Annotated in this window: 25 protein-coding genes; 6 read left to right on the top strand and 19 right to left on the bottom strand. The window is 37.5% G+C overall.

All coding sequences use genetic code 11. The annotated features are described in order from the left end of the window. Positions 1 to 16: 16 nt before the first annotated feature. Both MW695_RS04575 and MW695_RS04570 read right to left on the bottom strand, forming a co-directional pair. Positions 17 to 1060 (bottom strand): SepM family pheromone-processing serine protease, encoded by a 1044-nt coding sequence (locus MW695_RS04575; protein ID WP_247103837.1) that lies wholly within the window; start codon positions 1058 to 1060, stop codon positions 17 to 19. Then, on the bottom strand, positions 1057 to 1851 hold the full coding sequence (locus MW695_RS04570; protein ID WP_247103835.1) for a patatin-like phospholipase family protein: 795 nt from the start codon (positions 1849 to 1851) through the stop codon (positions 1057 to 1059). The genes MW695_RS04575 and MW695_RS04570 overlap by 4 nt, the downstream gene beginning before the upstream one ends. Before the next feature lie 273 nt (positions 1852 to 2124). Here MW695_RS04570 and ylbJ point away from each other — a divergent pair, with 273 nt between their 5' ends. Further along, positions 2125 to 3342 (top strand): sporulation integral membrane protein YlbJ, encoded by a 1218-nt coding sequence (ylbJ, locus tag MW695_RS04565; RefSeq protein WP_247103833.1) that lies wholly within the window; start codon positions 2125 to 2127, stop codon positions 3340 to 3342. A 21-nt stretch (positions 3343 to 3363) separates the two neighbouring features. Here ylbJ and coaD read toward each other — a convergent pair whose 3' ends face one another. Both coaD and rsmD read right to left on the bottom strand, forming a co-directional pair. Further along, complete coding sequence (coaD, locus tag MW695_RS04560; protein ID WP_247103832.1) at positions 3364 to 3849, bottom strand: pantetheine-phosphate adenylyltransferase; 486 nt, start codon at positions 3847 to 3849, stop codon at positions 3364 to 3366. A 27-nt stretch (positions 3850 to 3876) separates the two neighbouring features. After that, positions 3877 to 4425, bottom strand: coding sequence for a 16S rRNA (guanine(966)-N(2))-methyltransferase RsmD (gene rsmD / locus MW695_RS04555; protein ID WP_247103831.1), 549 nt, complete (start codon positions 4423 to 4425; stop codon positions 3877 to 3879). A gap of 370 nt (positions 4426 to 4795) precedes the next feature. Between rsmD and MW695_RS04550 the strand changes: the two genes are divergently transcribed. Next, entirely contained in the window at positions 4796 to 5185 is a 390-nt protein-coding gene (locus tag MW695_RS04550) for a DUF7147 family protein (RefSeq protein WP_247103830.1), read from the top strand. Positions 5186 to 5445: 260 nt separating this feature from the next. Here MW695_RS04550 and MW695_RS04545 read toward each other — a convergent pair whose 3' ends face one another. Both MW695_RS04545 and MW695_RS04540 read right to left on the bottom strand, forming a co-directional pair. Then, entirely contained in the window at positions 5446 to 5724 is a 279-nt protein-coding gene (locus tag MW695_RS04545) for a YlbG family protein (RefSeq protein WP_247103829.1), read from the bottom strand. Between the two features lie 84 nt (positions 5725 to 5808). Beyond that, positions 5809 to 6246, bottom strand: coding sequence for a YlbF/YmcA family competence regulator (locus tag MW695_RS04540; RefSeq protein WP_247103828.1), 438 nt, complete (start codon positions 6244 to 6246; stop codon positions 5809 to 5811). Between the two features lie 149 nt (positions 6247 to 6395). Between MW695_RS04540 and MW695_RS04535 the strand changes: the two genes are divergently transcribed. After that, on the top strand, positions 6396 to 7175 hold the full coding sequence (locus MW695_RS04535; RefSeq protein ID WP_247103827.1) for an ATP-grasp domain-containing protein: 780 nt from the start codon (positions 6396 to 6398) through the stop codon (positions 7173 to 7175). Here MW695_RS04535 and MW695_RS04530 read toward each other — a convergent pair. From MW695_RS04530 to MW695_RS04515, 4 genes are all read right to left on the bottom strand, one after another. Further along, positions 7156 to 7533, bottom strand: coding sequence for a hypothetical protein (locus MW695_RS04530; protein WP_247103826.1), 378 nt, complete (start codon positions 7531 to 7533; stop codon positions 7156 to 7158). The genes MW695_RS04535 and MW695_RS04530 overlap by 20 nt on opposite strands. Before the next feature lie 156 nt (positions 7534 to 7689). Next, positions 7690 to 7938 (bottom strand): YlbE-like family protein, encoded by a 249-nt coding sequence (locus MW695_RS04525; RefSeq protein WP_247103825.1) that lies wholly within the window; start codon positions 7936 to 7938, stop codon positions 7690 to 7692. Between the two features lie 17 nt (positions 7939 to 7955). Continuing rightward, positions 7956 to 8369 carry a YlbD family protein gene (locus MW695_RS04520; RefSeq protein ID WP_247103824.1) on the bottom strand — a complete coding sequence of 138 codons (414 nt, stop codon included), beginning with the start codon at positions 8367 to 8369 and terminating at the stop codon, positions 7956 to 7958. Positions 8370 to 8442: 73 nt separating this feature from the next. Beyond that, positions 8443 to 9528, bottom strand: a complete 1086-nt coding sequence (locus tag MW695_RS04515) for a CAP domain-containing protein (protein WP_247103823.1) — start codon at positions 9526 to 9528, stop codon at positions 8443 to 8445. Positions 9529 to 9741: 213 nt separating this feature from the next. On the opposite strand from MW695_RS04515, the gene MW695_RS04510 reads away from it, so the two are divergent. Beyond that, positions 9742 to 10095, top strand: a complete 354-nt coding sequence (locus MW695_RS04510; protein ID WP_247103822.1) for a YugN family protein — start codon at positions 9742 to 9744, stop codon at positions 10093 to 10095. A gap of 35 nt (positions 10096 to 10130) precedes the next feature. On the opposite strand, the gene MW695_RS04505 is transcribed toward MW695_RS04510, so the two are convergent. Continuing rightward, complete coding sequence (locus MW695_RS04505; protein ID WP_247103821.1) at positions 10131 to 10580, bottom strand: TcaA NTF2-like domain-containing protein; 450 nt, start codon at positions 10578 to 10580, stop codon at positions 10131 to 10133. Positions 10581 to 10770: 190 nt separating this feature from the next. On the opposite strand from MW695_RS04505, the gene ytvI reads away from it, so the two are divergent. Continuing rightward, positions 10771 to 11829, top strand: a complete 1059-nt coding sequence (gene ytvI / locus MW695_RS04500) for a sporulation integral membrane protein YtvI (RefSeq protein ID WP_247103819.1) — start codon at positions 10771 to 10773, stop codon at positions 11827 to 11829. A 175-nt stretch (positions 11830 to 12004) separates the two neighbouring features. Here ytvI and MW695_RS04495 read toward each other — a convergent pair whose 3' ends face one another. From MW695_RS04495 to MW695_RS04485, 3 genes are all read right to left on the bottom strand, one after another. After that, complete coding sequence (locus tag MW695_RS04495; protein ID WP_247103818.1) at positions 12005 to 12649, bottom strand: YesL family protein; 645 nt, start codon at positions 12647 to 12649, stop codon at positions 12005 to 12007. 43 nt (positions 12650 to 12692) lie between these two features. Next, positions 12693 to 13217: a hypothetical protein gene (locus MW695_RS04490; RefSeq protein ID WP_247103817.1), complete on the bottom strand. Its 525-nt coding sequence runs from the start codon at positions 13215 to 13217 to the stop codon at positions 12693 to 12695. Positions 13218 to 13325: 108 nt separating this feature from the next. Then, complete coding sequence (locus MW695_RS04485) at positions 13326 to 16139, bottom strand: glycoside hydrolase family 3 protein (protein WP_247103816.1); 2814 nt, start codon at positions 16137 to 16139, stop codon at positions 13326 to 13328. Between the two features lie 305 nt (positions 16140 to 16444). Here MW695_RS04485 and MW695_RS04480 point away from each other — a divergent pair, with 305 nt between their 5' ends. Next, positions 16445 to 17929, top strand: a complete 1485-nt coding sequence (locus tag MW695_RS04480; protein WP_247103815.1) for an alpha-N-arabinofuranosidase — start codon at positions 16445 to 16447, stop codon at positions 17927 to 17929. Between the two features lie 893 nt (positions 17930 to 18822). Here the strand turns inward: MW695_RS04480 and MW695_RS04475 are convergent. From MW695_RS04475 to MW695_RS04455, 5 genes are all read right to left on the bottom strand, one after another. After that, positions 18823 to 20526, bottom strand: coding sequence for an ABC transporter substrate-binding protein (locus MW695_RS04475; protein ID WP_247103814.1), 1704 nt, complete (start codon positions 20524 to 20526; stop codon positions 18823 to 18825). Between the two features lie 101 nt (positions 20527 to 20627). Then, on the bottom strand, positions 20628 to 22331 hold the full coding sequence (locus tag MW695_RS04470; protein ID WP_247103813.1) for an ABC transporter substrate-binding protein: 1704 nt from the start codon (positions 22329 to 22331) through the stop codon (positions 20628 to 20630). Between the two features lie 236 nt (positions 22332 to 22567). Continuing rightward, complete coding sequence (locus tag MW695_RS04465) at positions 22568 to 24268, bottom strand: ABC transporter substrate-binding protein (RefSeq protein ID WP_247103811.1); 1701 nt, start codon at positions 24266 to 24268, stop codon at positions 22568 to 22570. 86 nt (positions 24269 to 24354) lie between these two features. Further along, complete coding sequence (locus MW695_RS04460) at positions 24355 to 25263, bottom strand: carbohydrate ABC transporter permease (RefSeq protein WP_247103810.1); 909 nt, start codon at positions 25261 to 25263, stop codon at positions 24355 to 24357. A 14-nt stretch (positions 25264 to 25277) separates the two neighbouring features. Beyond that, entirely contained in the window at positions 25278 to 26240 is a 963-nt protein-coding gene (locus MW695_RS04455; protein WP_247103809.1) for an ABC transporter permease, read from the bottom strand. Between the last annotated feature and the right edge of the window lie 82 nt (positions 26241 to 26322).

Below are 26322 nucleotides of genomic sequence, written 5' to 3'. Positions count from 1 at the left end.
AACACCTTGAATCCTTTTATTTTGGTATAGAGGCGAGAAACTCTAAAGCTTCTTCAAATGTATCAATCGGAATAATTTCCATTTCTGTTCCAATATCCTCTGCTGCAGCTAATGCTTCTTCATAGTTAGATTGCGGGGCACCAGCCTCATTAGGAACTAAGAAGTAATCCGCTCCAGCACGATCAGCTGCTACCACCTTCTGTGGTGCACCACCAATTCGACCAACAACGCCTTCTTCAGTGATCGTACCTGTACCAGCAATATGATAACCCAATGTCACGTTATCTTCTGTTAATTGATTGTACATTTCTAATGCGAACATGAGCCCAGCCGAAGGCCCTCCAATTTGACTTGTATCGATCATTACTTCAGGATCTACAACAATATCTCGCTCAGTAACTGGAGAAGAGATACCAATACCTACTTGTCCTTTTTGTACACCTAATTTTTCTGGAAAAGGAGCAAAACCAACTTCAACAACGACGTACTCATTTTCACGTTTTATAAGTAATTCCACTGTTTCTTCCACACTTTTATCGCTTAGTGTATGTATTAATTGTTCGGCTGTTTGTATTTCTTCACTATCGACTTCAAGAATGAGATCACCCATTTCAAGAACCTCTTCTGCAGGCATATTTTCAATTAACTGTGTGACAACTACTCCATGATATTCATATTCAATCGGTTTTTCAGCAGCTTCGTACGCTACAATCATGGCTGACTCTTGTGAGCTACTCATCGCCATCAATTGTCTATGATGATATTCCTCATCACTTTCCCCTTTTTGGCGTATTTGATCTTCATGATACAATAAGCGATACGGACTTAAATACGACCACCCATAGAAAAAAAGATTCGCTTTTCCCATCTGTACGGTTGTTAGCATAAATGTCCCATCCTCTTCATAGCCACCTGCAACGTCGATTACTTCACGTAAAATTTTCGCATCACCTGGTTGTGAATAATAATATGGAAGTGGGAAGAAATGGATAAACAATAAAATGACAATTAATACAATCCATTTCTTACTCAAAAAAGGCTTTTTTTGTTCGGACTTCATGTTTGATTCTCCTTCCAAGATGCAATTGCCTCTTTGATCAAGGCAATCTGATTTCTAGTAGCTTCTTCACCACTACTTATTAAAGCATCAACCTCACTAAAAGCCAAAGGATTAGCATTTTTTACGATCGGTCGAATCATAACTGTACTTTCAATTTCTTGAGCACGGATTAATTCTCGTGTCATAATATCCATACTTTGAACCATAATATCATAAATCGTCTCTACCTCTGCCTCTTGTTTGAAATAAGAAACATCAACAGCAATTGTAATGTCAGCACCCATTTGTTTAACTGCTGTTACAGGTACGCGATCGATCACACCTCCATCAACTAACGTTTTACCTTCAATCACCTCAGGTACAAATATCCCCGGAATGGCAATACTAGCTCGAACGACAGAAGCGACGTCTCCTTTATCAAATAACACTCGCTCTCCTTTATTAATATCAGTAGTCACAACCACCATACGAGGGTTTAAATCCTCGATTTGTTTTCCTTTCGCAAGCAAACGAATTAAATTTTTCACTTTCTTTCCTGCAACAAAGCCCATCCTAGGTATGATAAAGTCAACAAAATATTTCTTCTGAAACAATGAAGCAAAGCGATGCAATTGATCAGGCGAATGACCGACACCATACAAACAACCAACAAGAGCACCCATACTACTTCCTGTAATCATATCTATTGGAATATTTTCCTCTTGCAGTACTTTTAATACACCAATATGCGCATATCCCCTTGACCCTCCAGAACCTAGAGCCAATCCAATTTTCGGGCGAACTTTCCCCATATGAATCCTCTCCCCGCATTTGTTCCTTTACAGAAATGATATGGTCTATTATTCATCTGTATACGTATAGTTAATGATAGGACAACTCTTAAAGAACAGACAAAACGACTTTTCTTACACATTTCATTCAGTAAGCCTCTCAATTCAAGTTCTGCTAAATGTGGGGGTGTTTCGTCAACATAGGAACGAATGAGTCGAAACTCTTCTAATAAGCGCACTAATAAGGCTTCACCACCCTATAAAATCTTATATTAGTAAAAAGGGGGCTACTATGTGCCATTATCAAAAACAAAAACCATTGTACTTGCTTTAGTTAGCTTACTCCTTGCTGCTTCACTAATGATTTTTCCAAAAGAAGCATTAGAAGCTTCTATTAGAGGTATGCAAATGTGGTGGAATGTCGTCTTCCCATCCTTGTTACCTTTTTTTATTGTGTCAGAGTTATTAATTGGATTTGGCGTCGTAACGTTTATTGGTGCATTACTCGAGCCATTAATGAGACCATTATTTCGTGTTCCTGGAGTAGGAGGCTTTGTGTGGGCTATGGGGTTAGCATCAGGTTATCCTGCTGGTGCAAAACTAACAGCTAGACTTAGGCAAGAACAAAAACTCACACGAATTGAAGCTGAAAGGCTTGTATCATTTACCAATTCCTCCAACCCACTTTTTATATTTGGTGCCATTGCAGTTGGTTTCTTTCATGACGCAACATTAGGCCTCCTTTTAGCATTATCGCATTATTTAGGAAATATAATCGTTGGTTTGTGTATGAGATTTCATGGTATTAATGAAGACGAACACCAGTCCCTAGAAAGCTCCAATCGATCATGGAAAAGTGCATTAACGCTTTTACATGAAGAGCGCCTTCGTGATGGAAGGCCTATCGGAAAGCTATTAGGAGATGCCGTTCAATCCTCTATTCGAACATTATTAATGATTGGAGGATTTATCATTTTATTTTCCGTGTTAAATTCAATTTTAAGCCTTATTGGAATAACAGCTATGATAGCGTCTATCTTCTCAATCATTTTGTCTGTTTTTCAAATACCAAATTCGTTAAGCTATCCGCTCATTTCAGGCTTATTCGAAATTACACTCGGTGCGAAATTGGCTAGCGAGACCCAAGCTACACTTTTTCAACAAGTTATTGTCACTAGCTTCTTCCTTGCATTTAGCGGTTTCTCTGTACAAGCGCAAGTTGCTAGTATATTAGCAGAAACAGATATTCGCTTTAAACCTTTTTTTATCGCTCGTTTATTTCATGGTATATTTGCTGCTCTTTTTGCGTGTCTATTATGGACACCTATTTACAGCAATCAGACCTCTTTAAACAAACAGTCAAATGTACTTGCTGTCTTTATGAGTGAGCACTCAGCACCTTGGTTTTCTATTATGTGGAATTGGCTCGTTCAGTATGGATTTATCCTGACTTTTTTCATGTTAGTTCTATATTTAATTCTGTTACTAAAAAGAGTGGATCAGCACATGTAACGTGCTGAATACCCACTCTTTTTATACATGATTAAATTTTCTGCGCAAAGCATTCTCGACTATATCTGGAACTAGTCCAGAAACATCACCATCATATTTGGCTACCTCTTTCACAATACTAGAACTTAAATAAGAATATTGATGATTTGTCATCATAAAGAATGTTTCAATTTCAGGGCCTAACTTCTTATTGATCGATGCTACTTGCATCTCATATTCAAAATCAGACACCGCTCGAAGCCCACGAATGATCGTACGCGCTTTCTTTTCTTTCATATAGTCAATTAAAAGACCATCAAACGTGTCCACTCGCACTTGTGGGATATGAGCCGTTACTTCCTTTATTAATTTAATTCGTTCTTCCATAGTGAAAGTAGGCTTCTTATTACGATTATGTAAAACAGCTATGATGACTTCATCAAAGACGTGCGAACCACGGGTAATAATATCGATATGACCATAAGTAATCGGATCAAAGCTACCTGGACAAACGGCAATATTTGTCATAATGTTACTCCTTTTTCAGTACAAGTATCAATAGCGGTAAATGGAAATTAGCGTATCACCGTAAGCTTCTTGCCTAACACGTTGTAATTTTGATAGATGCTTAGGTAATGTCGTATCTAGACCGCTTTCACAAACGATCATACCATTTTCACGAATCAATTGAAAATCAACGATCATACTTAATTCATTAGTCAGCTGTTGTTTCGCATATGGCGGGTCTAAAAAGATCAGTTCAAATGATCGCTCACGCTTGATTAACGCTTTTAAAGCTCGATTTGCATCATTTCGATACACTTCAGCATTCTCGCTGAATGAGCAATGCTCTAAGTTTTCCTTAATAATACTAATCGCTTTTTTATTCTGATCTACAAATATAACGTTGTCCATTCCTCTACTTAGCGCTTCAATTCCAAGTCCACCTGTACCCGCATACAAATCAAGTGCGCTACCTCCATCAAAGTAAGGGCCAACAATATTGAATATGGCTTCCTTCACTTTATCAGTTGTAGGTCTTGTTAAAGAACCGGGAACTGCCTTTAACGATAAACCTTTCTTAAGACCAGAAATGACTCTCATCCTACTCACCTACATTCTGTTTCGATATTTTATCATTTTATCCTACCATAAGTAGAATGAAAAGCGAGAACTAAACGTGTATAAACCAAGTAAATGTTAGAAACATCCAACATTATAATATAAGAAAAATAAATGTATGAAATGGTACAAAATCGGTCATACTTCAACTAGTAGCATTCACTTAGTGTTGCTACAACCGCGGAGAAGGCTTACGTTTCCCCATAAGTTCTTCCTCCGGTTTCTCCTCTCCCATAGCCTTAAGTACATACCAATGTATGTGTAAGGCACCTCGCAAGAAATTCTTGCGAGGATTTTTTTCTTTCGCTAGTATAGAAACAAATAGATGTTTGAAAGAAAGAGGGTATCCTTTATGATTCAACGGTTCATTAAATTAGGGGAAGGTTACAATGATTTATATGAGTTATTAGAGCTTGCTCGCACTAATACTGAGCGAATTCATATGCTACTCCAACTCAACACGACGGTTTCTGAGCGTCCTATGTCATCATTTGTACTTATTTTGAAGCCTGCAGCACCTGGAAAATTGATGCCGCTATATATTTGTTTAGAAGGAATTTTAAATCCAAGTTATAAAGAAACAAAACGGTATCATCTAATTCAACAGCTGTGTGAGAAACTACATATTAACATACATCGATTAGAAGTTAAGCCTTCTCATACCTTTTCTGAAGAAGATTTATATTATCAATATTTAATCGGCGTCCTGCGTATGAACAAATACATCCCACCATTACAATAAGATAACATAAAGAAAAAGGCCGGGACATAACTAGCTAATAGTAAGAAAGGTGAATTTGAGTTCGCTCAAATTCACCTTTCTCTATTTTGGGTGTAGATTCTTTTATCTCCTCGCGTTTTCTTCCTTCGATTTTCCTCGTACAGAAAATCGAGTGAAACGCAAATTAGCCTTCAAATAGTTATTCTCATAGAATTTTACTTGACGTAAAATTTCACCGGCTTTTCATTTCAGAGGAGGGTTTTGTCCCAGCCTCTTTCATCTTATATTCCCATCTTATAATCATATTCTTTCGCTTTATCGGGCTTTGCATTTTGAAAATCAGTCTCGACAAACGGACGCATGGAAGGTTGAACATCACGTACAAAATGAGTATTACGTAATTTTCGTATAACATCCTCTATTTTTTCTTGATCACAATAAATAATCGCATATTTCATTTTTTTTGAAACATAATGAACGTGACCAAATCGTCGAAGTTGACGTACAAACTTCAATGATGTTAACCAGATCGCTACACCTTGTCGCTTGCTTTCTAGCATAATAGGCTCTCCTTTAATGTAACGGTATTGTTATAGTTTATCATGCATAGAATCCTACGACAACACGCCGTGTCTATAGATTCATTAACTACAACCACAACTCCCTGAGGCACATCCTCCGCTACAAGACATTGAATCGAAAAAAGGGTTTCCTGTTGGTACTTTAATCGTCTCTGAAACGGAATGAGCAATGATTCCACTAATTTCGTTTAGTAGACCTTCCAATTCTCGTTCAGCCTTCTTAAATTCAACGACTGTATCGGTTAAATCAACTGCTCTTTTCGCATCTCTTATATTTGCGGAAATCTCATCATAATCAGGATGGTATTTCCCAAAGCGCTGAACATCCTCATATTGGTCTTTCATATGATTAAATGCAGATATTCGCTTTTGCGCCTCCACATCTTTCTCTAATTTTTGTTTTGCTTCTATATAATCATGATATACTTCCGATTCAATTACGGCCTTTGCTAATTCGTCAGCACCATCCAATAATTCAATCGTTGACATCGTTGCTAGCATGTACAACACCTCCTACAATCATTAGTATATCATGAACAAGCTGGATCACAATAGATGACAACTGTTCCTCTTATGTTATTGACATCTACGTTAGCTCCAGAATATAATCTTTTAGTCAATGTATCTAAATAGAAAGGTGCCATACTATCATGAATATTGTTACGTTTAACCCTTTTCGAACAATTGGTATCCCTGGTATTAAGTATGTAAAGCCTGAGCATATGTTTGAAGAACGAGACAAAATTGCCGCAGCAGACATTTGTCTTTTTCCGGAAAATTGGCAAGTTAATGCTCTTGTCTATGGCATGAAGAAAAAAATTTTTCCTAGCATTCAATCCATTCAATTAGGTTTCAACAAAATTGAAGTAACTCGTGGCCTGTGGAGCGTCGTACCAAATCATGTACCTAAAACACTTATTTTAGGAAATAACCATGATAATATTAATCGAGTATTAACCGAATTCTCATTCCCGTTTGTCGCAAAAGAAATTCGTAGTTCAATGGGCAAAGGCGTTTTCTTAATTGAATCACACAAACAATTTAACGAATACGCTGAAGAAAACGATTATTTATACATCCAAGAATATTTACCGATTGATCGTGATCTACGTATTTGTGTAGTTGGTAATGAAGTTGTAACCGCTTATTGGCGAATTAATGAACGAAATTCCTTCCGTAGTAATGTTGCTCAAGGTGCAAAAATTTCATTTGATCACATTCCCGAGAAAGCGATCGAACTCGTACGTCACACAGCCAATTTGCTTGGTGTTGACCATGCTGGTTTTGATTTAGTCGAAGTCGATGACAGCTATTATTTTCTAGAATTTAATACTTTGTTCGGAAACCATGGCTTCCAACAACGTGGAATTTCAGTTGAAGACTGCATTTATCGCTATATATCAAACATACTTAATCACGAATCGAAATAGTGATAACTTCATCTACACCATTATACGGAGTATGGTCATTTTGAACGACTTGCACGAGAACTTCATGCTCTCCATTTGGCAAGTTTTTTAAATAAAAGGCACGTTCAAATAACGTTGCAATATGTTCATCATTTAAATAAATTCGCAAATGCCCTTCATTGTCCTGATGAAGGGACCCTACTTCATTTTGTCCAAACGAAAATCCACTAAGCAGGCATTCCACATATAATTGATTATCTTTTAGGTTATAATTAACATCTAAGTTCAATGGATTCCCTTTATCAATGTTAATATCCCCAACGTGTAAGACAGGCTCAACAAGAACATTTTCGTTTTCTGCAAGTACTGATGTACTCATCATGATCAAAATAACGAATAGGCTAATAGTGACTCGTTGCAATGACTAACACCTCACTTAAACATAAGTGTAGATTATGTTCATTTAACGGTTATTATGCATACATGTATGGCTTGCTAGGAATTTTAATGCCCTTAGCAAGCCATACAATGATTGTTAAGATTGTGCCACTGTCGTTTGCCCAACCTTTAACATTTCCATCATCATCATGATCAATCCCAATGATTCTTGCATTTTTTCAACTCTTTGTGGAAACGTTCTACCGTAAAATTGATTGGCTTCCTTCTCTAAGAGTGCCATTTGTGAAGGATCACGGCTAAGCTTTCGATACCAATTCGGGTGTTGTCGTATAAATGCTCGTAGTTCAGGTTGTTCATTAAGATACTGTTGAACCTCTAAGCGCATATCTTCCACACCTCCTGCTAATCTCTTCTAAATGAAAAAGGATGATCATTTGAGCGTTGATTTTGCTGTTGGTTCGGTTGTTGAAATGATTGGATCACATTTTGAACATTGCCAAGCACTGAGCTGAATTGACTCAAATGCTGTTGGAGATCGTTTACGTTTAACCGACTAATCAATCCCATAATTTGTCCTAAAGAGCTCGCTGTTTCTCCATTACCTGAATTCTCCTCTTGATGCTGACCTGACTCTTGCTGCTCAGTACTCTCAGCATATGTGTTCCAATGATCATGATCTTCACCAAAGACATTCCATTCCTCAAATATCTCTTGTAGCGATTTCTTGTTTTCTTTTACTTCTCTTATAAGATGAGGATTTCTACCCATAAAACCTTTGAACTGTTGAACGGTTGGATGAAGCCCATGTTTACTCATCTTATCACCACCCTTATAAGCCTTTTCATACAATAGTATACGCAGGAGCCTAGTCCTAGGTGCTTAAAGAAGGCTAAAATGACCATGGTGTCATAAAATTTTGCGTATAATAATCTTGGAACACACCAACTCCTAAATGCGTAAACTCCTCATGTAACAAATTGACTCGATGTCCTTCGCTATTTAACCAACCTTCCACAGCTGCTACACCATCTGTATACATAGCAGCAATATTTTCTCCTGCTAATCTAAAACCAATATCACTTCTTTCAAATCGTTGGTCTAACTCACCATACTCAGGAGATGTATGTGAAAAGAATTCTTTTTCCTTCATTTCACGACTATGTCCATATGCAACAACAGCAACATCCTCTTGCCATTCATATGCCTCTAAACCATGTCTGGCACGTATGACATTTGTATAATCAAAAATTTGTCTTGCTTCTGCATGTTCGATTTCTTGCCAATCGTCGTTTGATACAGTTGGTCTTTCTGGGGGATCACCTATGTAGGAAACAGAATAAGGGCGCATTTCTACAAGCATATCAGCCGTAAGCATACGTAAACTCGAAAGTTCATTCGTATGTGTATCGAAATATAGCTGAACCCACTCCCCATCAACTTCAACTAGAGGTCGTGCTAGCAAATCTGCTGCACTTAATTCGAATTGATACTGGCCATTACTAGCCTTTACATCAACTTGATTAGAAAAGGTGAACAAGTCATCTAACTCCTCATACATTTCTCCAACAGAAAAAAACGTTTCACCAACTTGCCCCGAAACAAAAGCTGTTACAACTTCGTCATCTTGTATACCCACTTGTAAATAGGTCGTTGAATCTTCTTCAAATAAATAAATCCACCAGTCATATGAATAAGCTGTCGGATCTATTCGATCAGGCTCACCAAACCTTTCTTCTATTTCATCGCCAGCCAATCCAATAAAAACCTCTTCATCTGTTAGTAGATTTTCTTCATGGTCCGGTTCTTCTATCTCTAAATCTTCTGTTAATTCCTCCCCAACTAACCACTCTATTACCTCAAACTCTTCTGTAGCATCTGTCTCATTCTCCTCAGAATTCTGAAAATAATCTGATTCGATTATTAGAAAAAAGAGAAGAAGACAGGCACAACCAAAAATTATAATGATCTTCTTCATGGAAACACCTCTATTCTCGATCTTATTAGTTGATCTATTCAATGTTCAGTCATCTTATTCCTCTCTCTAACGTTGTAACCTTCTGTCCATTTCCAGTATAATCTTGTCGAAAGGGAATCTCCACAAAACATTCATGATTATACATTGCAACAAAGCTCAATTCATACTATCATTAAAAGAGTACATATAAGATCAATTGGAGGCGGATTGACAGTGAGATTTGATCATATTGAAATAGCAGATAAAGAAATACGTTTTGAGACACTTCGCTATGCGTGTGAATCAATCGGGCTTGTCCATGCAGGTCAATGGGACTATGAACGTGCCATGTTTGATTACAAAATTGTGAATCAAGGAAATATTTATTATTTACGTGTTCCTGCATATGCAATTAAAGGCGAGATTCCAAAAGAAGATACAGTCGTGAAACTGATGACCCCTTTACTCGGTAAGCATTATTATCCACATGGTGTTGAATACGAGGGGGAAGAGTTCCCTCAACAAATTATTGATAAGTGTAACAAGAAGCTTGAGCTTTTAAAAGGGAATTTAGAAGCAGAAGAATAAGAAAAAGACGACGATGTACCATCGTCGTCTTTTTCTTATTCTTCACGTTCTCGAATCGTTACAATACGTAGCGAATCGTTGTTAAGCCTATTAATTTCAAACCTAATGTAACGTTCTATTTCTTCTGATTCATTAGGGTAATGGATCACAACTGATTCAAAAGCTTCAACATAATAATCACCTACGTCATCTTCATAAACGTGATCAACATGAAATTCCTTCAGCTCTTTACTAGCTCCATCACTATGTAAATCATTTACGTACCTGCGTAAAGAATGATAGAAACTAACGTTTGCCATTAAATAAGGTTCTACATCATTAAAATGACCGTCATTTACCGACTCGATCATCGTTTTTTTGTAATTTGTTACAAACTCCACTAGCTCTGTATCATCTTCTACTTTTATTAACTCGGAGTTGTCAGGTGATTGACAAGCAACAAGAAACATACAACAAAATAAAACAATCCAATTGGACTTTCTCACTACATACATACTCCTTTCAAAAAGTTCAAGCCTTCTTCATTGATTGAACGCTTGAATGAGTATACCATAAGTATAAAAATATACCTATATAAACTGTTCATTCTATAATGTTCTATACTATAATATAAGTTAAGAGATGTGTAAGCTTTTACGAATAGATACATTTTACATTCAAGAGAGGAGTCCTACATTGGCAGCACTCATATCTAAACGCACCTTCATTATCATCATTAGCATCATTGCCATCGCTATCGTAGCTTATTTCATTATACCTATTTCGATCCCATTACTGTTGGCTTTTTTCACTGCCTTATTGTTATCACCAGCAGTAGAATCTTTACATAAACGACTTAAATTAAAGCGAAACCTTGCCGTCATGATTGTTTTTACCTTGTTTATTTGTTTTATCGGTTTGACTGGCTATTATAGTGTCACAAAAGTAATTACACAAGGTTCACAAATTGTTGAAAATTTACCACAGCACATTAATGACATCAATCGTTCTTGGCTAAATTTCCAACGCAATCTTGAACACGAATATGATAATTTACCGCCAGAATTAGTAGAAGAAATCAACATTCTTGTGACTAGAACATTGAATGATATTCGAAACACAATAAGCGAACGCAACATTATTAACGATGTGACCTCTTTTGTTTCGAGTATACCTGGATACTTAGTATCCATTATCGTCTATTTAATTGCTCTATTTTTATTTTTATTAGAATTACCCGTCTTAAAACGAAAGTCCTTTTCATACTTATCTGATAAGACAAAAGACAAAGTCAATTTTATGACTTCACGATTAAAGTATGTTCTATGGGGATTTTTAAAAGCTCAATTTTTAGTTAGTATCATTATCTTTATCGTTTCATTAATCGGACTGTTGTTTATCGCTCCTGAAGTTGCCTTATTAATGGCCTTTATTATTTGGCTCATTGATTTTATACCGTTAATTGGATCAATTGCTATATTAGCACCATGGGCAATTTTTCAATTATTCGCTGGAAATGTTAGTATGGGAACTCAATTGCTTGTATTAGCCGCCATTCTACTCGTTATTCGTAGAACAGTCGAACCGAAGGTGATGGGGCAGCAAATTGGATTATCTCCATTGGCGACTCTCATCGCTATGTATATTGGACTTATGCTATTTGGTGTACTTGGATTCATTATCGGTCCACTCATTGTCATCGCATTCACTTCAGCAAAAGAAGCTGGCATTATTAAATTAAACTTTAAAATTTGAGCTCAAAGCAATGGGCGAAGCCATCTCCTATTTTGAAAGTTCTCTACAAGTGAACGTCTTGTAGAGAAGCGTGCGGCACGCAGAGCCATTGCCCTCTTTTAGCCACAACGATATCCGCGAATTTCTTAACCTTTTAAAAAAGTCCGTTTACTACATCGTTCGTAGTAAACGGACTTTACTTATCTTCACTTGGTTGTAGCCTTTGTTGTTTTTTCTCCACTCTATTAAACGCCAAGGTTGCACTCCACATGATAAATAAAGAAATAAGACTGCCAAAGAAAAATAATGTTAATCCAGGTAAAAAGTTAAATAATCGATACGCAAAATAGATTCCCGCTCCCATAAAGATCATAATGTGCGGATTTATGACCGAAAATAGAATCGCATGTTTGAAATATTGACTAAATGACAATTCAAAATGAACAAGAACAGGTATAATCATCAAACATACAGCGCCATAAACAATAGATAATACGATAAAAACAACAGATAGAATCGAATGGAGATAACCATCTACCGTCCCTAAATAAAGAAAGTCAATATAGATAATATACCCTATAACAGCTAACATAAGCCCAACCGCATTCGCTCGCACAAATTCTTGCTTGATAACGGTTAAAAACGTTTTAAAAATGGGGACGCTATCTTCTTTTAAGAGCATCTGTCTTAAAATCGTAAACATTGCTACTGTCGCTGGAAAGAAACCTAAAATAATAAGCCCTAAAAATGTGAAAAGAAACCATAATAAATTAATATAAGCTAATTTCATTACCCAATCTGCTATCGTATAAAGTGGTGTATCTGTCCAATTTTTCTGCATTATGTTCACCCTTTAGATTCAACCATTTCGTAAAACGTAACAGTTAATCATACCATTGTTGCAATACTTCTAACCCTAAATCATTTACTTGACGATCTCTCATCATAACAGCAATCAGCCTGTCTGAATACTCAATACCCAATTCCATTAAAAGTGGAGAGTCTTGATCCAAGTCAATGGCATACACATGTTCCTCTTCCGTTATTTCATTCTTTCCAAAAAACCGTTCATCCACTTCCTTTATTTCTGCAATCTCATCAAGTGGATGTAAAATAACCGGATCAAAAATAATATGATACATCCAATCTTCCACAACATAAATATCACCTTCACCAGCAACCATTTCTACTGTTAATTTCTCAGGGGAAGGTAAAAACATATGAGTCATTGTTGATACGTCGGAAGCTTCATATAAGCTTTCCGTATAATCCGTAAATGCTTCTGCCAAATCAATTGGCAAATCAGTAAAAAACATCACATCTAATGTAACGGCTTCTTCTTCACTAGAACAGCCACCCATATGAAAGGAAGTAATGATGCATAATACAAACAACAAAGCTTTCTTCAAGCGTAACACCCTCTAATATTATATTATATAAGTACCTCAAAAGGGGATAGATCATTCCCCCTTTTGAAAATCCTTAAAGCAATAGCTACTACGTTCATAGCATACAGATTAAGCAAGCTGGAACCAGCTTAATTGTACATCACCTTTTAATATAACATAAATGTCTTCTTTGTCCGCTAAATGATTATCACTGTTCATGGTCGTTCTTAGTTCTTGCCACCCCGTATTTCCTTCAACTTCTACCGTAGCCAATAGCTCACCATTGAAACGACCTACTCTCAATTGTAATTCAGCATGTGATTGCGCATGAACCTTCACTGTCCATTTTGATAAAGGTTTGCTCCATTCACAATTTTTAAAAGAAACCCAGCCAAGCTCATTATTCGTTCGTACGCAATATTCACGGTTTTCACCTTCATCTAAATACACACTTTCGTAATCATCGTAATTAAATGCCTTTATCCTATCTGTACACGTACGATTATCTAGTACATCACCTTGAACGTGAACCGTTGCTTGTAATGGTAAGAGCGCAGATGATGAACCAACCATAACCGTATATTCACCTGATTCAACTTTATACGATTCACTCACAACATCCCAAATAGCTAATTCCTTAATAGGTAATTTGAAAGTGACAGTCCTCTTCTCACCTTGTTTCACAAAAATTCTTGAGAATTCCTTTAACGTCTTAATCGGTCGTGTTATTCGAGATTGATTGGCTCTTACATAAAGCTGCGCAACCTCCTCACCATCAAGCTCGCCCGTATTCTCCACTAAACATGTTACTTCTAACGTACTGTCTCGGTTTATTTCTTTATGAGAAAGGTGTAAATCGCTATAAGTAAATGTCGTATAGCTTAAACCATGTCCAAATGGATATAATACATCTCCATCAAAATATTGATACGTTCTCTTGCCTTTTATAATGTCGTAATCCATTATGTTAGGAAGCTGTTCTGTTGATCGATACCATGTCATACTGAGACGTCCAGCTGGGTTATAATCACCAAATAACACATCTGCCATTGCTGTACCTAGCTCGGGTCCTGCATGAGATGAATACAAAATAGCAGGAATGTGTTCATCAGCCCAATTAACTGCATAAGGATAACTACTTACAATAACAACAATTGTATTTTCGTTCACTTCTCTTACTGAGCGGATTAACTTTTCTTGCTCAGGTGGTAAAATAATATCATCTCGATCAATCGTCTCTTTACCGTTAATAAACGGACTATTACCTACAAAGACAATCGCTGTATCCGCTTCACTAGCTGCTTTCACAGCCTCCATTATTCCATCCTCAACCACTTCAATTTCATAAAAGTCGCCTTTGTCTTCTTGCCCTTCTGTTGCTGCAAATAACTGTCCATCATCTCCTACACAAACGGGATGACCGTCCCAAGATGTTACACGAACAGCACCTTCTTCTTCATGTAACGTATAAAGCTCCTTCACAAACCATCCTCGTGCTTCTTCAGCAGTAGCCGTCAAGCATTCATCTCCAGTCGTAACAAATTTCCCTGTTGACGTTGATTTTAACGTTTGACTTCCCCAACCCCAATCGGTCCATTGAAACAGCTCTGCGCGAGCAGATTGCTTTGTTGAAATCAATTTGTTGCCATCTTTCTCGTCGATTCCAATGTACGCCCCTGTTTTCTTAGAACGAATTTTGATTTGTTTGTAGCCTTCATGCGAGCATATATTTTGTCCTTTTAATTTATGTTGTATTCCTTTTAATGGAGTTACGCGATAAGAAGGTGTTCCACTATACCAATCAGCATGTACATCATTACAAAGCGGACCAAGTACAGCTACTTTATTCAATTTAGACGATTGTAAAGGTAACGTACCCTCTTCGTTTTTAAGTAAGACTACTTGCTCCTTGGCAGCTTTATAGGAAAGCTCTTGATGTTCTTTCGCCAGCAACTTTGATTCAGGTATATTCACGTATGGATTTAATTCAGGGTCAAATTCTCCTAACCAAAAACGAACACGAAATGCGTTTCTTAATGCTTTATTAAGATCATCTTCTCCGAGTAGTCCTTGCTTTAGAGCATCTCTAATTGCTTCAAGTGATTCTTCCTTATCATCCGTTATACTATCAATTCCACTTTTAATCGTATCAGCCATACCTTCTACATGATTATCATAATAGTGATGGTCGCGAGCAATTCCTAATACATCCCCAGCATCACTAACAACAAAACCATCCATGTTCCACTTTTCTTTAACAAGATCATTCACATACGGATGTAGCAGCGCTGGAGTACCATTAATAGAATTATATGCGGTCATCATTGACTTCGCTTTTCCCTCTACGAACACTGGCTCAAACGCTTTTAAATAATATTCATGCATATTACGTGGGTCAATACTTGCTGAACATTCACCACGATCCAACTCATTGTTATTTCCTAAGAAGTGTTTCAATGTTGCTACTGATTTTAAATAGACAGGGTGATCACCTTGCATCCCTTTTACGAGCTCTGTTGCTAACTTACCTACGAGAGTAGGGTCTTCACCGTACGCTTCTTCCGTTCGGCCCCATCGTGGATCACGCTCTAAATCTACTGTTGGCGCCCATAGAGTAAGACCATTCACATCTGGATCTTTTTGATAGAATACTCGCGCCTCATCTCCTATCACATCACCAATTTGTTTCATTAACTGCGGATTCCACGTAAGAGATAACCCGATGTTTTGCGGAAAGACGGTTGCTTCTCCTAACCATGCAATCCCATGAGCAGCCTCTGTTCCTTGTTTATGTGCTTTAATACCTAAACGACTAACTTCTGGCTGATACTGATGCATTAATGCAATTTTTTCATCTAACGTAAACCTAGAAACGAGATCATGAACCCTTTCTTCTATCGATAACTCTGGGTTTTGAAATGGATATTCAAATTGTCTTGCCATTGTACACTCTCCTTTTTCAGCTTAAACGCAAATATAAAACGCTTTCATACTCTTATTACTAGTTTAATTCATTATCTTTCTAAGCTCTACCAAATGATTTCAAACAAAATTCATATAGAAATTATAGAAAAAACATTACTCTTTCAATTGATATTTTAATTGAAATAAATATCAATTGAATGACTTGTAAAACCTAATGATTGCGTTTACAATTTATTTTGTACGTACAATGCTTATAACTTTAGGTATACCTTGTTTAAGATATCGTACAACTATTTCTAGCTATTTTCTATGGAGGGTTTCAAATGAAAAATAAAATAGTCATTCAAGCGGATGTTCCTAAAGGAAAAATCAACAAAAATATTTACGGTCATTTTGCCGAGCATTTAGGAAGGTGTATCTATGAGGGCTTTTGGGTTGGACAAGACTCGCATATTGAGCATACAAATGGGATACGAAATGACGTAGTAAAAGCGCTCAAGGAAATTCAAATTCCTGTCCTTCGTTGGCCAGGGGGCTGTTTTGCTGATGAATACCATTGGAAAGACGGAATCGGCCCTAATGAAAACCGAAAAAGAATGGTCAATACACATTGGGGAGGAGTCGTTGAAAATAACCACTTTGGTACGCATGAATTTCTGATGCTTTGTGAAATGTTAGACACCGAACCATACATATGTGGTAATGTTGGTAGCGGAACTGTACAAGAAATGTCAGAATGGGTCGAATATATGACGTTCAATGGAGAATCTCCGATGGCGAATTGGCGAAAAGAAAATGGTCGTAACGAACCATGGTCATTAACGTACTTTGGAGTTGGCAATGAAAACTGGGGATGCGGTGGACATATGCGCGCTGAATATTATGCAGACCTCTATCGGCAGTTCCAGACATATGTTCGAAATTATGGTGACAATAAGATATATAAAATTGCTGGTGGGGCTAATGTGGATGATTATCACTGGACAGAAGTACTCATGCGTGAAGCTTCGCATTTAATGGATGGATTAAGCCTTCATTATTATACGGTTCCAAGTGACGATTGGGCTAATAAAGGCTCTGCATTAGATCCAAGTGAAAATGAATGGTTTCTTACGATGAAAAAAGCACTTCATATGAATGAGTTGATTTCAAAACACTCGACCATTATGGATAAATATGACCCAGACAAACGAGTAGGTATGATCATTGATGAATGGGGAACTTGGTTCGATGTAGAGCCTGGAACGAACCCAGGCTTCCTTTATCAACAAAATACGATTCGAGATGCTCTTGTCGCAGGGCTACACTTTAACATTTTCCACGAGCATAATGACCGGGTACAAATGGCGAACATTGCTCAAACTGTCAATGTCCTTCAAGCAATGATTTTGACTGAAGGAGAAAAAATGATCTTAACACCAACCTACCATGTCTTTGAAATGTATAAGGTTCATCAAGATGCAACAAAGCTTGATATTGATATTTCCTCAAGCACGTATCAGATTAATAGTGAAGAGTTACCAGCTGTCAGTGCCACCGCATCAAAAGATAAGCAAGGGAAGGTTCACATTAGCATTTGTCATCTGAACCCAAATGACCAAACTTCTGTTGCGATTGACCTGCGTGGTATAGATTCATTGCGTACCATTCAGGGACGTATATTAACAGCAAATGAATGTAACGCTCACAACACATTTGAAAATCCTGATCATGTCAAGCCTTCTTCATTCGAGGACTTTACTGTTGAAGGGGACACGTTACAAGTGAACTTGCCAAGCATGTCCATCATATCATTGACAATAGGGTAGCCAACAATATGAAAACAAGTCAACAAAGAGAATGTAAAAGTTGTCGAATGATCGATGTTCAAGCTGATTGGTCTTATCATCCTACCTATGATTTTGAAACCGTCACAAAAGAGGTTTTTGAGAAAAGGGTCTCAATTTGTTTAAGTTGTCCTTCACTCTTATACAAATCAACTTGTGCATATTCTGGAGAATGGGTCGCTTACCGTGCTCATTTTAAATCAAAAACTTGTCCTCATCCAGCCAAATCGAAATGGTAACGAGATGAGAAGGTTGACATCACCACCAGTAAATAAAACAATCAATAAATCTAAACACGAGGTTAGGACAAAACCCTCCTCTGAATTGAAAAAGCCGGTGAAATTTTACGTATCGTAAAATTTCACCGGCTTTAATTATTTTTTAACTCTATAAATAAGTGACTGTCACAAGTTCGTTTCATTGCGCACCAGCCACTCGCTTTCCGCGGCGATGTGCCTCTGTGGTCTCGGCCCTCCCTCTATGTGAGGCCACTGAAAAAGTTTGGTTTTAACTTTTTCAGTGGCTTTGAAGTAATGTGCGTAGCCGTTGCCCGATTTTGAAAGCCTTGCAATGAGTGGGTTTCTCATAGCTAGGCGCGCAACGAGTGGAGCCATTACTCTTCTTTAAGTGACTAGAAAGGACCTATTCAGTACCTCCCTCTATGTCCCGCAGGAGTCGAGTGGCTTCCTCTCCATTTCACCATAAGAATACCCCATCGTCAGAGCCACAACCTTTATAAAAATAGCTTATTTTTCTTGTTAACATTAACTAAGGTACGCGAAGAATTTATACGCAAAATAGAAAGTTGAATTTGAGCGTGCTCAAATTCAACTTTCTCACGATTAGAAGCTAGTTACGTCCTAGCCTCTTGATTATTATTCACTCCAAAGTTCAACCCGTTTTTGGATAAGCTCTGTAAATTGCTCTTCCATTTCATAGACGCCATGTCCTTCAACCTCATCCATAAAACGATCATACACATCATCGAAATCTTCAGGATTTGCTAAAATCGCTTCCGGAATTCGAGTAAACATTGTATCTTGAATGCGTTGGAACGGAACAGCGATAGGAGAATCTGAATCCCAATTAATCTCCCATGCCGCACCCCAAGGTTTAACAGGAAATTGATCACCATCTGGGAATAAATCCCCCCAAATCTCAGCACCGTAAGCATCTAATACTTCTTTTTCAATTTCAGTATAATCTTCTCTTAATTCTTCAGGACGATTAATCGTAAATGGTTGACCTGTTGAATCAAGAACACCATCACCATAGTGAGGCCCATATGCTTTATACATTTCTATTCCCGTACGTTTAGTAAAATTACTATCACTTAAACGCTCTTCACGCTGTTCAGGAGTTAAATAACGATTTCCATCTTCATCAACCTGATAATGAACATCTTCAATCCCCCAGTTATTTAAAATCTGAGCTTCTTCAGACGCCATCCAATCTAAAAATTTAATCGCACGAACTGGATCTGGATTATCCACTGTAATACCAATCCCCCACGTAGGCAGGTAACCAGTGCTTTGGAAGTTACGTGGCTCATAGCTATCATCTAATGTGACAGGATACACACCATACATTCTCTCATATTTCCCATCTTCACGAAGAGCCGTTTGTGGCTCACTAATCGACCAGTCTGCATCTATAAGCCCTAATACTCGTCCTGATGCAATTTTCGATTTATATTGATCTTCCTGCTGAATAAATGATTCTTGATCTAACAATCCTTCTGCATTCATGTGATTTAACCAACGGAAATACTCTCTTTCCTCTGGACGACGATAACGTAACATCGCTTCATGTGATTCTTCATCAATAAACCATTCGCCATCATCAGGTGCCCCTGTTGCCCATGCTGCAGGGTTTGTAACAGAAATAAGTAAACGCCAATCATCTGCTAATAACGTTAAAGGAATCGTTGGTTGTCCATCAATTTCAGGATACATTTCATAATATTCTTTAATAGCATTCTCAAAATCGTCAATCGTATTAATCTCAGGATACCCTAACTCTTTTACGACATCATGTTGCAGCCAAAAAGCCTGTCCTGGCTCCCAATACTCTTGATCGACTGGATTCGTACCTATAAAATAAATCGAATCATCATTTTCACTCCATTGCATACGATTTAAATAATCACCATAAACTTCTTGAATATTAGGTGCATGCTCCTCAATAAGTGGACGAAGGTCGACCATAGCTCCTGCATCAACTAGTAGATTCCCATCCCCTTTTGGAAGAACCAAGTCTGGGTATTCACCACTAGCTGCCATTAATGAAATACGCTCTGCTGGATCACCCAGTGCAAAATCACCTTCGAGCGATACTCCTGTTTCTTGTAAAATTACTTCACCAACTTCTGAATTCATCCCATCCCAATCTGGATTATTATCTGATGCAAAGAATGAAAATGTAATTGGTTCCAAATCCCCATCAATTTCAACATCCGGTGCGTCATTATCCGTTTGATCGTCTGATGAACCTTCTTCACTGCTGTTACACGCTGCAATCACGAATAGTAACGCAACGGCAACTAACCCTCCTAGTAACTTCTTCTTTATATGTGCCATGTTAACCTCCAATTTAATCAAAATTACATTCATAAAACAATTCTCATAATCTAACTTGATTGAGAAGCAAAGTGACATCATTTGTCACTTTGCTTAAACCTTTATTCACTCCAAAGCTCTACACGTTTTTGAACAAGTTCAGTAAAGTGTGCTTCCATTTCCTCAACACCATGCCCTTCAAGCTCATCCATAAACCGATCAAATACTGCATCAAATTCTTCAGGATCAGCTAAAATGGCCTCTGGGATTCGAGTGTAAATCGAATCTGATGCTCGTTGGAAAGGTACCGAAATTGGTGAATCAGCATCCCAATTGATTTGGTAACCAGCTCCCCATGGTTTAACCGGGAATTGATCTCCATCTGGATACAAATCAGCCCAAATTTCGGCATCGTATGCATCTAATACTTCCTTTTCAATTTCCGTATAATCGTCCCTTAGTGACTCTCGTCGATTAATCGTAAATGGTTGACCTGTTGAATCAAGAACACCATCTCCATAGTGAGGACCATATGACTTATACATATCAATACCTGTACGTTTGTTGAAATTGCTATCACTTAAGCGCTCTTCACGCTGTTCAGAAGTTAAATAACGATTTCCCTCCTCATCTAACTGATAATGAACATCTTCAATACCCCAGTTATTTAAAATTTGTGCTTCTTCAGATGCCATCCAATCTAAAAACTTAATCGCACGAACAGGATCTGGGTTATCGACCGTAATACCAATTCCCCAAGTTGGTAAATAACCTGTACTTTGGAAATTACGATGCTCATAACTTTCATCTAATGTTACAGGATAGACTCCATACATTCGTTCATATTTCCCATCTTCTCGTAGAGCTGTTTGTGGCTCACTAATCGACCAATCCGCATCAATTAGTCCTAATACTCGACCTGAAGCTATTTTCGATTTATATTGGTCCTCTTGCTGAACAAACGTTTCTGTATCAAGTAAACCATCCGCATTCATCTGATTTAACCAACGTAAATATTCTCTTGCCTCAGGGCGTCGCAAATGCAACATCGCCTCATGTGTTTCTTCATCAATATACCACTCTCCGTCATCAGACGCTCCAGTTGTCCAAAAAGCTGGATTTGTTACTGAAATTAGTAATCGCCAGTCATCTGCTAATAACGATAGTGGAATCGTTGGTTGACCATCAATTTCAGGATACATTTCATAATATTCTCTTATAGCACTTTCAAAATCATCAACTGTACGAATTTCTGGATAACCTAATTCTCTGACAACATCATGCTGTAACCAAAAGCCATTTCCTGGGCTCCACCATTCCTCATCAACCGGACTCGTACCTAAGAAATAAATGGAATCATCATTTTCACTCCACTGCATACGATTTAAATAATCTCCATAGACTTCTTGAATATTAGGAGCATGTTCTTCGATAAGTGGACGTAAGTCAACCATTGCACCTGCATCTACTAACAGATTGGCATCACCTTTAGGTAAGATAAAATCAGGAAAGTCACCACTAGCAGCGAATAGAGATATACGTTCTGCAGGATCACCTAAGGCAAAATCACCATCTAATGAAACACCTGTCTCTTGTAAAATAACTTCACCAATATCTGTATCCATCCCAGTCCAATCTGGATTATTATCTGCGGCAAAGAATGAAAATGTAATTGGTTCTAAATCACCATCAATCTCAACATCCGGTGCATTGTTATCTGCTTGTTCGTCTGATGAACCTTCTTCACTGCTATTACATGCTGCAATGAGCAATAGTAATCCAATAGCAATAAATCCACCTAATAGCTTTTTCTTAAAATGAACCATGAATAAAACCCTCCTTTTTTAGAGTGATTCTCTATTTTTCTGTCAAGTAAAATAGTAATTGCACGACCTTACTATTAAAACACAACTGTCATAAACACTATTAAGCTTACGAAACGTTACTACTAACCATCCTACCATCTTATCCTATAGTTCGATTAGGGCATTACAACAACCAGTAACTCAAAAATAAAGACATTTATCAATTATTGTTCAATATTCTTTTTTCTTAAGTCGATCTATTCACTCCAAAGCTCTACTCGTTTTTGAACAAGTTCAGTAAAGTGTTCTTCCATTTCATAGACACCATGTCCTTCAACTTCATCCATAAATCGATCATAAATCGTATCAAAATCTTCTGGATTTGCTAATATCGCTTCTGGAATTCGAGTAAACATTGTATCTTGAATTTGTTGAAATGGTACAGCAATTGGTGAATCTGAATCCCAATTGATTTGCCACGCTACTCCCCATGGTTTAACCGGGAATTGATCTCCATCTGGGAATAAATCTGCCCAAATTTCAACCCCATAAGCATCTAATACTTCTTTTTCTATTTCAGTGTAATCTTCTCTTAATTGTTCAGGTCTATTAGTTGTAAATGGTTGACCTGTTGAATCAAGAACACCATCTCCATAGTGAGGGGCATATGCTTTATACATACCAATACCCGTACGTTTGTGATAATTACTATCATTTAAACGCTCTTGACGTTGTTCGGAAGTTAAATAGCGATTTCCATCTTCATCTAACTGGTAATGAACATCTTCAATACCCCAATTGTTTAATATTTGAGCTTCTTCAGATGCCATCCAATCTAAAAACTTAATCGCACGAACAGGATCAGGATTGTCAACTGTAATACCAATTCCCCAAGTCGGTATATATCCAGTATTTTGAAAATTACGTGTTTCAAAGCTTTCATCTAATGTTACAGGGTACACACCATACATCCTTTCATGTTTACCCTCTTCACGGAGAGCTGTTTGTGGCTCACCAATAGACCAATCTGCATCAATTAATCCTAATACTCGACCTGAAGCTATTTTCGATTTATATTGATCTTCCTGTTGAATAAATGATTCTGGATCAAGTAAACCTTCGGCGTTCATATGATTTAACCAGCGGAAATATTCTCTTTCCTCTGGACGACGATAACGTAGCATCGCTTCATGTGTATCTTCATCAATAAACCATTCTCCATCATCAGGAGCACCTGTTGCCCATCCAGCAGGGTTTGTTACAGATATGAGTAAACGCCAGTCGTCTGCTAACAAAGTTAATGGAATCGTTGGTTGACCATCGATTTCAGGATACATTTCATAATATTCTTTGATAGCGCTCTCAAAATCATCAACTGTATTAATCTCGGGGTATCCCAATTCTTTTACAACATCATGCTGTAGCCAAAAAGTATGTCCGGGTTCCCAATTTTCCTGATCTACTGGATACGTCCCTAAAAAATATATTGAATCGTCATTTTCACTCCATTGCATACGGTTCATGTAATCACCATAAACCTCTTGAATGTTAGGAGCGTGTTCCTCAATAAGTGGGCGTAGGTCAAGCATCGCGCCAGAATCAACTAGTAGATTACCATCGCCCTTTGGAAGAACAAAATCTGGATAGCTACCACTAGCTGCCATTAATGAAATACGTTCTGCTGGATCACCTATAGCAAAATCGCCATCTAATGACACGCCCGTTTCCTGTAAAATAACTTCTCCGACATCTGTACTCATTCCATCCCAATCCGGATTATTATCTGCGGCAAAAAACGAAAATGTAATTGGTTCCGCTTCTCCATCGATTTCAACATTCGTCGAATCTTGATCTTGATCATCAGATGAACCCTCTTCACTGCTGTTACATGCTACCATAACAAATAACAACAAAACAGTAATGAAGCCCATTAATAGCATTTTCTTAGTATGAGACATAATATAACCCTCCCCTTTTCGTTTATATTTATATTTTATTATCAGGTAGCACAATAAATTGTACTACCTGTAACAAACAAGAACGTTTATTTAACTGCTCCAAGTGTCATTCCTTTGACAAAGTATCGTTGTAGGAAAGGATAGACGAGTAAAATTGGTACAATTGTTACAATCGTAATCGCCATTCTAACAGACTCGGGCGATACTCGGTTCATTAATTCAGTACCTTGCCCACCTCTGACAGAATCAATTCCTGCACTTGTAGAAGTATTTTGCAATATTTTCATTAGTTCATATTGCAAAGTCGTTAATGAAGCGTTCGCACTATTGTAAATGTACGTATCAAACCACATGTTCCACTGCATAACCGCAATAAACAAAGCAATTGTTGCTAGAACAGGCTTACAGATTGGCAAAATAATTCGCCAGAAAATAGTGAAATCATTGGCTCCATCCATCTTAGCTGATTCTTGAAGAGCAAATGGCAAACCATCCATAAAGGAACGGATAATGATTATATTCCATGCACTAACGAGTAAAGGTAAAATGTAAACCGCAAATGTATTAATTAATCCTAAATCACGCATAAGCATATACGTCGGAATTAACCCACCGCTAAAGAACATTGTTAATACGATGACCGTTGAAACGAACCGTCTCGCCTGGAAGTCCCTTCTACTCAACACATAGGCAACCATCGCACAAATGAATAATCCTAATACTGTACCAATAACTGTACGAAGCACCGAATTAATAAATCCAGTGACAAGGCTATCATATTGCATAATGACTTGATAATTATCTAAAGTAAACGCTCGTGGCCATGCATAAATTCCTCCACGAACCGTATCACTTGATTCATTAAATGAAATGGCTAACACATTCAAAAATGGATATAACATGACGACGATCACTACTGACATCAATATATAATTAACCACATCAAATACTTTTTCAGATGTACTAGTCGCAAATAAACTTGATTTTTTACTCATTTCACATCACCCCTCTACATGACACTCGTCTTGGTAAGTCGCTTAAATATGCCATTAGCTAACAGCAGCAAAGTAATACTTACAATTGAATTAAAGATTCCAATTGCCGTACCGTAGGAATATCGTCCCATTCCAATCCCGTAATTAAGCGCATACAATTCAAGGACTTCTGAGTATTCCCTGACAAGAGAGTTTCCTAATAGAAGTTGTCGTTCAAAACCAATACTAATCATACTACCGATGGACAAGATTAAAATAACCATTATAGTAGGTCTTATTCCAGGTAATGTTATATGCCAAATGCGGCGCCATCTACCTGCTCCATCAACTCTTGCAGCTTCATAAAGCTGTGGATCAATACCAGCCATTGCAGCTAAAAAGATAATCGAATTCCAGCCCATTTCCTTCCAGACATCTGCTAATGTGACAATGCCCCAAAACAATTCCCCTTGAGCCATGAACTGTATGGGTCGATCGACCAAATTTAAACCAACAAGAATGTCATTCACAATCCCACCATCTGTTGAGAGCATTTTTGTTACTATTCCAGCAACAACTACCCAAGAGACAAAGTGAGGTAAATAAGAAATCGTTTGAACCGATCGTTTGAATAATGAATCCTTTAATTCATTTAATAAAACAGCAAATAATATCGGAATGGCAAAGCCAGCAATTAAGAGCATAACACTCATTGCAATCGTATTTCGTAATACAAGATAAAAGTGATCATCTTGGAATAATTGAATAAAGTGCTCAAATCCTACCCATTCCTGCTCCGTAATAGCTCTTCCTGGTCGAAAATTTTGGAAGGCCATTGTCCAGCCCCATACAGGGAGATAATTAAAAATGAATACCCATATAACAACGGGGATCGACATCAAATATAAGATTTTTTGGTTCTTCATTGTTTTCCAGAAACTCTTTTTCTTTTTTACGACTTCTAGCTTTGAAGGCGCTTTCTCTGGTTTCACGTCCATGCTATCCCCTCCTCTTTACAAATTAATCATAACGAAAATGCACCTTTGTAAATACCTAAATGATTTCAACTAAATTCATATA

Origin of the sequence: Halalkalibacter sp. APA_J-10(15) (assembly GCF_023017105.1) — a bacterium.
Classification (GTDB): domain Bacteria; phylum Bacillota; class Bacilli; order Bacillales; family Bacillaceae_D; genus Halalkalibacter.
The sequence above is the reverse complement of the archived record's forward strand: the minus strand, read 5'-3'. Positions and strand labels throughout refer to the sequence as shown.

Coding starts and splice junctions, on each gene's coding strand:
- MW695_RS04575 (WP_247103837.1), bottom strand. CDS start 1,060: ATGAAGTCCGAACAAAAAAAGCCTTTTTTGAGTAAGAAATGGATTGTA.
- MW695_RS04570 (WP_247103835.1), bottom strand. CDS start 1,851: ATGGGGAAAGTTCGCCCGAAAATTGGATTGGCTCTAGGTTCTGGAGGG.
- coaD (WP_247103832.1), bottom strand. CDS start 3,849: ATGACAAATATTGCCGTTTGTCCAGGTAGCTTTGATCCGATTACTTAT.
- rsmD (WP_247103831.1), bottom strand. CDS start 4,425: ATGAGAGTCATTTCTGGTCTTAAGAAAGGTTTATCGTTAAAGGCAGTT.
- MW695_RS04550 (WP_247103830.1), top strand. CDS start 4,796: ATGATTCAACGGTTCATTAAATTAGGGGAAGGTTACAATGATTTATAT.
- MW695_RS04545 (WP_247103829.1), bottom strand. CDS start 5,724: ATGCTAGAAAGCAAGCGACAAGGTGTAGCGATCTGGTTAACATCATTG.
- MW695_RS04540 (WP_247103828.1), bottom strand. CDS start 6,246: ATGCTAGCAACGATGTCAACGATTGAATTATTGGATGGTGCTGACGAA.
- MW695_RS04535 (WP_247103827.1), top strand. CDS start 6,396: ATGAATATTGTTACGTTTAACCCTTTTCGAACAATTGGTATCCCTGGT.
- MW695_RS04530 (WP_247103826.1), bottom strand. CDS start 7,533: ATGAGTACATCAGTACTTGCAGAAAACGAAAATGTTCTTGTTGAGCCT.
- MW695_RS04525 (WP_247103825.1), bottom strand. CDS start 7,938: ATGCGCTTAGAGGTTCAACAGTATCTTAATGAACAACCTGAACTACGA.
- MW695_RS04520 (WP_247103824.1), bottom strand. CDS start 8,369: ATGAGTAAACATGGGCTTCATCCAACCGTTCAACAGTTCAAAGGTTTT.
- MW695_RS04515 (WP_247103823.1), bottom strand. CDS start 9,528: ATGAAGAAGATCATTATAATTTTTGGTTGTGCCTGTCTTCTTCTCTTT.
- MW695_RS04495 (WP_247103818.1), bottom strand. CDS start 12,649: ATGCAGAAAAATTGGACAGATACACCACTTTATACGATAGCAGATTGG.
- MW695_RS04485 (WP_247103816.1), bottom strand. CDS start 16,139: ATGGCAAGACAATTTGAATATCCATTTCAAAACCCAGAGTTATCGATA.
- MW695_RS04480 (WP_247103815.1), top strand. CDS start 16,445: ATGAAAAATAAAATAGTCATTCAAGCGGATGTTCCTAAAGGAAAAATC.
- MW695_RS04475 (WP_247103814.1), bottom strand. CDS start 20,526: ATGGCACATATAAAGAAGAAGTTACTAGGAGGGTTAGTTGCCGTTGCG.
- MW695_RS04470 (WP_247103813.1), bottom strand. CDS start 22,331: ATGGTTCATTTTAAGAAAAAGCTATTAGGTGGATTTATTGCTATTGGA.
- MW695_RS04465 (WP_247103811.1), bottom strand. CDS start 24,268: ATGTCTCATACTAAGAAAATGCTATTAATGGGCTTCATTACTGTTTTG.
- MW695_RS04460 (WP_247103810.1), bottom strand. CDS start 25,263: ATGAGTAAAAAATCAAGTTTATTTGCGACTAGTACATCTGAAAAAGTA.
- MW695_RS04455 (WP_247103809.1), bottom strand. CDS start 26,240: ATGGACGTGAAACCAGAGAAAGCGCCTTCAAAGCTAGAAGTCGTAAAA.